This window comes from Streptomyces sp. MnatMP-M17, from assembly GCF_900091995.1.
Lineage (GTDB): Bacteria > Actinomycetota > Actinomycetes > Streptomycetales > Streptomycetaceae > Streptomyces.
Genome location: NZ_FMDK01000973.1, coordinates 1 through 6,276, shown reverse-complemented (window position 1 = coordinate 6,276; position 6,276 = coordinate 1). Strand labels below are relative to the sequence as shown.

The 6,276-nt window shown below is 65.7% G+C and carries 5 protein-coding genes and 1 pseudogene; 4 read left to right on the top strand and 2 right to left on the bottom strand.

The window, feature by feature from the left end; all coding sequences use genetic code 11:
* The first annotated feature begins 427 nt into the window (after window positions 1-427).
* Both GA0115259_RS34430 and GA0115259_RS34425 read left to right on the top strand, forming a co-directional pair.
* Entirely contained in the window at window positions 428-673 is a 246-nt protein-coding gene (locus tag GA0115259_RS34430; RefSeq protein ID WP_370749195.1) for an SCO2195 family GlnR-regulated protein, read from the top strand.
* 9 nt (window positions 674-682) lie between these two features.
* Window positions 683-1,381 carry a DUF4191 domain-containing protein gene (locus tag GA0115259_RS34425; protein ID WP_093604190.1) on the top strand — a complete coding sequence of 233 codons (699 nt, stop codon included), beginning with the start codon at window positions 683-685 and terminating at the stop codon, window positions 1,379-1,381.
* A 119-nt stretch (window positions 1,382-1,500) separates the two neighbouring features.
* Here GA0115259_RS34425 and GA0115259_RS34420 read toward each other — a convergent pair whose 3' ends face one another.
* Complete coding sequence (locus GA0115259_RS34420) at window positions 1,501-1,968, bottom strand: RDD family protein (protein WP_093604188.1); 468 nt, start codon at window positions 1,966-1,968, stop codon at window positions 1,501-1,503.
* Window positions 1,969-2,188: 220 nt separating this feature from the next.
* Between GA0115259_RS34420 and glnA the strand changes: the two genes are divergently transcribed.
* Complete coding sequence (gene glnA / locus GA0115259_RS34415; protein ID WP_093604186.1) at window positions 2,189-3,598, top strand: type I glutamate--ammonia ligase; 1,410 nt, start codon at window positions 2,189-2,191, stop codon at window positions 3,596-3,598.
* Between the two features lie 396 nt (window positions 3,599-3,994).
* Here the strand turns inward: glnA and GA0115259_RS39785 are convergent, their stop codons facing one another.
* Complete coding sequence (locus tag GA0115259_RS39785; RefSeq protein ID WP_141716809.1) at window positions 3,995-4,492, bottom strand: HEAT repeat domain-containing protein; 498 nt, start codon at window positions 4,490-4,492, stop codon at window positions 3,995-3,997.
* 734 nt (window positions 4,493-5,226) lie between these two features.
* On the opposite strand from GA0115259_RS39785, the pseudogene xerC reads away from it, so the two are divergent.
* Window positions 5,227-6,276: pseudogene (gene xerC / locus GA0115259_RS34405) on the top strand (tyrosine recombinase XerC); the annotation flags it as partial.

Genomic DNA, 6,276 nt, shown 5'->3' with positions numbered 1-6,276 from the left:
CCGGCCGGGCGGTGTGAGCCACAGCCGGACGGTGCGCGCGAATGGCGTCGGGGACGGCGTCGTGGGCGGCGTCGGCCAACTGGCGTACGCGCGAACTCGATCGGCTCTTCGCTCGGGCTGTGTGAATCCGAGCACAAGTGGCTCCCGAGCGATCTGGCACGCGACTACCGAGCAGTAGAGCCGGCCGTGCCGCGGGCCCGTGCGCTCCCCGCAGGTCGGGGCCGCGTACGGGCCGCGTTGGCGTTTTCCGGCCGCGCGCGGACCCCGTATCCGGGCCGTATCTGGCCCTTACCCGGCTCGTACCTGGGTTTCATTCGCGTTTGACCGGTCGGTCACGCCCTGGTAACACCAGTGAGTGACTCTGGTTCTACGCACCGCGCACGCTCGTGCACACCGCACCAGACCCGCTCGTGAGGGGATCGCCATCATGCAGGACGCGCCGGTTCGACCCGTCACCAAGGCGATGGCCGCCACGCGCCGGACCGCTCCGGTGCGGCCCTCCGTGACCGGCGCGCTGCGCGCCGTCGAGTCCTTGCTCCTCAGCGGCGGCCAGCGCACGGCCCGCCGCAACGCCTGGACGGCCGTCCTGGAGGACCGCCGCAGGGCCAAGGACCGGGTCGAGGCGCAGCACGTAATGGAGGCCGTGTCGAAGGCCACTTCCCGCGCCACGTAAACTCTGGGCATGGCGAGGAAGGAAAACGCAGACACTGCTGCGAACCAGGGGCGACTGAAGCAGATCGCTCTTACCTACAAGATGACCCGACGGGCCGACTCCAAGGTCGGTCTTGTCGTCGCTGGTGTGGGAATCGTCACCTTCGGTGTCTTCCTCGCGATCGGCTTCCTGATCGGCCATCCCGTCTATCTGGGGATCCTGGGCTTCATCCTGGCGTTCCTCGCGATGGCGATCGTCTTCGGCCGCCGCGCCGAGAAGGCGGCCTTCGGACAGATGGAGGGCCAGCCGGGCGCGGCGGCGGCGGTCCTGGAGAACGTGGGCCGGGGCTGGACGACCACACCGGCGGTGGCGATGAACCGCAACCAGGACGTCGTCCACCGGGCCGTCGGCAAGGCGGGCATCGTGCTGGTGGGCGAGGGCAACCCGAACCGGGTGAAGACGCTGCTGGCGGCCGAGAAGAAGCGGATGGCGCGCATCGTGGTGGATGTGCCGGTGCACGACATCATCGTCGGCGACGGCGAGGGCCAGGTGCCGCTGAAGAAGGTGCGCACGACCATGCTGAAGCTGCCGCGGGTGCTGGCGGGCCCGCAGGTGACGGCGGCCAACGACCGGCTGCGGGCGTTGGGCGATCTGATGAGCAACATGCCGCTGCCGAAGGGCCCGATGCCGAAGGGCATGAGGATGCCAAGAGGCGGAAAGATGCGCTGAGGCGGTACGGCGACGCAGCGAACGAGCGGACGGACAGACGAGAGGGCGGCCCGGGAAAACGGGGCCGCCCTCTCACACGTATCGCGCCCTTGCCCGCGGAACGGCACTTGCGGAACGGCTCAGATCCGCACCTGCACGGAGCGGGAGAGCCGGTCGTGCAGCCCGCGCCCGTCGCGGTCCCAGATGAGGGCCGGGATGGCGAGGCAGAGCAGGACGCTGCGGATGAGTACGCGGCCGAGGCCGAGCCGGTCGCCGTTCTCGGCGACGACGCGCAGGCCGAGGAGCCGCTTGCCGGGAGTGAAGCCGACCGTACCGACGGTGAGCACGCTCAGGACGAGCAGGACGCCGAGGGCCCAGTTGCCGGCCGCCTGCCAGTCACGGCCGGCGAGCAACCCGTATGCGATCAGCATGCAGAGCGCCCAGTCGACGAAGATGGCCCCGAAGCGCCGTCCGAGCGGAGCCACCGAGCCCGGCCCGTGCTCCGGAAGACCCAGTCGCTCACCTCGGTATCCGAAGTCGACGCCCATGTCCTCGGCGGCCGTACGGGGGCCGGAGAGCCACGATCCGATTGCTTGCCTGTTGTCCACCCGACCACGGTACTGCGAGGGCGTCCGGGCCCCGGGAGAGGGGTGCGGGACCGTCCTACGAGCCGGCGCACACCCGGGCTGGTTAACTTGAGCGAAACAAATGGGTCATGCTTGAGAAATCCCGGAAACCTATGGTCGGGTCCAGCGTGTGCCACCGCACTGGCCGCACCACCGAGCGACAACCCCCGCCCCTCCCCGGGACGGGAGGAGGAGGAGCTGGATGTTCCAGAACGCCGACGAGGCCAAGAAATTCATCGCGGACGAGGACGTCAAGTTCGTCGACGTCCGCTTCTGCGATCTGCCTGGCGTGATGCAGCACTTCACGATCCCGGCGAAGTCGTTCGACCCGGCGGACGAGCTGGCCTTCGACGGCTCGTCGATCCGTGGCTTCCAGGCCATCCACGAGTCGGACATGGCGCTGCGTGCCGACCTGTCGACCGCCCGTGTCGACTCGTTCCGCCGCGACAAGACGCTGAACATCAACTTCTTCATCCACGACCCGATCACGGGCGAGCAGTACAGCCGCGACCCGCGCAACATCGCCAAGAAGGCGGAGGCCTATCTCGCCTCCACCGGCGTCGCGGACACCGCGTACTTCGGCCCGGAGGCCGAGTTCTACGTCTTCGACAGCGTGCGTTTCAACACCACCGCGAACGAGGGCTTCTACCACATCGACTCCGAGGCCGGCGCCTGGAACACCGGAGCGATCGAGGACAACCGCGGCTACAAGGTCCGCTACAAGGGCGGCTACTTCCCGGCTCCGCCGGTCGACCACTTCGCCGACCTCCGTGCCGAGATCTCCCTGGAGCTGGAGGCGTCCGGCATCCAGGTCGAGCGCCAGCACCACGAGGTGGGCACCGCCGGCCAGGCGGAGATCAACTACAAGTTCAACACGCTGCTCGCCGCCGCCGACGACCTGATGCTCTTCAAGTACATCGTGAAGAACGTCGCCTGGCGCAACGGCAAGACCGCGACCTTCATGCCCAAGCCGATCTTCGGTGACAACGGCTCCGGTATGCACGTCCACCAGTCCCTGTGGCAGGGCGGCACTCCGCTCTTCTACGACGAGCAGGGCTACGCGGGCCTCTCGGACACCGCCCGCTACTACATCGGCGGCATCCTCAAGCACGCTCCGTCACTGCTGGCGTTCACCAACCCGACGGTGAATTCGTACCACCGCCTGGTCCCCGGCTTCGAGGCCCCGGTCAACCTGGTCTACTCCCAGCGCAACCGCTCGGCGGCGATGCGTATCCCGATCACGGGCTCGAACCCGAAGGCCAAGCGCGTCGAATTCCGCGCCCCGGACCCGTCCTCGAACCCGTATCTGGCCTTCTCCGCCCTCCTCCTCGCGGGCCTCGACGGCATCAAGAACAAGATCGAGCCGGCCGAGCCGATCGACAAGGACCTCTACGAACTGGCCCCCGAAGAACACGCGGGCGTCCCCCAGGTCCCCACCTCCCTCCCGGACGTCCTCGACGCCCTGGAAGCGGACAACGAATACCTCCAGGCCGGCGGCGTCTTCACCTCGGACCTGATCGAGACCTGGATCGACTACAAGCGCACCAAGGAAATCGCCCCCATCCAACTCCGCCCGCACCCGCACGAGTTCGAGCTGTACTTCGACATCTAAAAAGCGGGACGGTTTCAGCAGGGCCTGGGACCCGGAAACGTGCTGTGAGCCAGGGAAACACCACTCAATGGTTCCCACTCTGTTCCCAGCTGTTTTCCAGGGCCTTGTGCACCGGGTGTGCACCGGTCAGGCGGATGCCTGACCTGCCGTCAGATGTGACAGTGAGGGCCGCCATCGCCAGGAAGGAGATGGCGGCCCTCGCATGTGCGGCGAGCCACTCGGCGTCCGCTCAGGGGACTCCTTAGTACGCACCGTCGCCATCCCCTCAAGACCTCAATTTCAGGAGGTCGCGGCCTTCAACGTTCTCGACAGGTAGACCGACGGTAAGACACCTGGCGGGGCTTCATCTTTGCCAGCGCTATCGGCACTTCTTGGGACCCGGATAGCACAGGGGCACTACCCCAACATTCGATCCTCGTCGAACCCGAGTTCCTCTTCAATCCCCAGCTCGACAGCGGCGTGCCATCGGACAGCGTCAGGCCATAGCACGGCCGTCATCTGACGAATGCACCCAAGCGCCTCTGGCGTGCCGATCTCACCCAGAGAAGAGATCACTTTCTGGCATAGCCAATAAGCTGGGGCATCTTCTCCTACCGAACATTCCGCAACCCGAAAGAGACAAGGAACTGCATCCAATGCATGAATCTCCCCCAAGATCTCCACGAGATCTTCCTTGTTGAATCCCATGGCATCCGAATCAAGGATCTCCTGGAGAGCCCCACCAAGACCCGGCACCCGCAAGGGGGCGGCCAAGTTGGCAAACTTGTCAACCCTTGCCCAATTCCCCGCCCGAGCGGCTTCACGAATCCAGGAGACAATGAACTGGGTGACCTCGGGATACTTGGCCGCAATAAACCTGGAATCCCGCCCCGTGCCGTCTGCGAGTGATTCCACAAGATCAGCCTGAGATCTTTCTCTTCTTGGGAATGTCACCAGTTTTCCGCTCTTCCGAATCCGACGATTCTTGAATTAAACACTCCAACCGATCCGGGCCTCAGGCCGTACGTGTCATATCCACGCTCCGACTTCAGGTGTACGGCGTTGATATCCTGGCCGATGTCGCCCGCAGTTTTACCTATCGAGGTCAATGCATCGCGAGTGCCCGGGGAAGCCTCATAGCGGACCAGGACGGTATACTTCTCGGCATTTCTGCCTCCCCTGCGATGGGTTTGATGTCTCAGACCTTCAAGGTATTCACGGGACTGCGTAACGAAGTTCTCCGTACCCCTGACAGTGATCTCGCCATTGGATCCCAGTTGGTTGAGTTCCCTCTCACTCATTGCACGATAGAAGACTTCATTGCAGTTGTGGACAAGAACCGGTGTGGCCCCTGCCGGCACATGGTACGTGTGCTGGCTGACGCGTCCTCAACTGCGTATATGCAGGTGAGCAGCAGTTCGGCGTTCCGCTGGTGTCGGTCGTAGTGCGGGGTAATCCGTGGGTGTTGCCGTCGCTACTGCTGTTGGAGGCGCCGGCGCGAGGACGTGCTACTGCCGCGCCGGATTCGGCTCGGACGGTGGCACGAGTGGTGCGGTGGTAGAAGTCGCCGCCGCTCTGGGCGCAGCCCTCGGCAAACCAGCGGGTCGGCCACAGGGGGACCGCTGATGACCACGCCCCGCCAAGGGCCGAGCACGACAAAGGAAGCCCTGGCCAAGCTCACCGAGAAGATCGCCACCAGCAACCGCGGCCTCCCCGGTCCCCTCCGCGCAGGGCAGCTTGGCCGCGTACCTGACGTACTGGCCGGAAAACGTTGCCGTACACCAACTCCGTGAGAACACCCACACCCGTTACACCACCTGCGTCAACCGGTACCTCATCCCCGGCCTCGGCAAGAAGAAGCTCACCAAGCTCACCGCTAAAGACGTCCGTACCTGGCTCAACCAGCTCCGCACCACCTGCCAGTGCTGGGTGCGTGGCATCGATACGGCCCGTGATGAGCCCCGTTGCTGTGCGGTCGGGCAGTGCTGCCACAAGCTGCTCTCCCCGCTGACACTCACCTACATCCAGTCCGTACTCAAGTCCGCCCTGGAGCACGCCGTCCGCGAGGAGGAGATCCCACGCAACGTCGCCCGCAACGTCCGCACCGGCACCCCACGACCCCGACGCTTCGAACCCCTCACCGCCGACGAAGCCCGCCAGTACCTCGCGGCCACGCGCGGACACCGGCTGCACGCGCTGTTCGAACTCGCCCTCCACACCGGACTCCGCAAGGGCGAACTCCTCGGCCTGCGCTGGACAGACCTCGACCTCGACGAGGGCACCGCCACAATCCGCCGCACACTTCAGCGAACCAGCACCGGCGGACTCACCACGCTGCCCACCAAGACTCGGGCCTCCGAGCGCCGTATCACCCTCCCCACCCGCTGCGTCCACTCACTGAAGCATCACCACGAGCAGCAACAGCACGAGCGCGAGGGCGCAGGCGCGGCGCGGCAGCAGGACGGGCACGTGTTCACCACCGCGCAGGGCCGACCGATCGACCCGACCAACCTCACCCGCGCCTTCACCACGCTCCTCCGTAGGGCCGGTCTCCGCCGCATCCGCTTTCACGACCTCCGCCACTCGACAGCCACCCTCCTTCCGGAACAGGGCGTCGAACTTGTCGTCATCAAGGAACTCCTCGGCCACGCCCACATCGGCGTCACCGCCACCGTCTACGCCCACGTTCGACTCCGCCT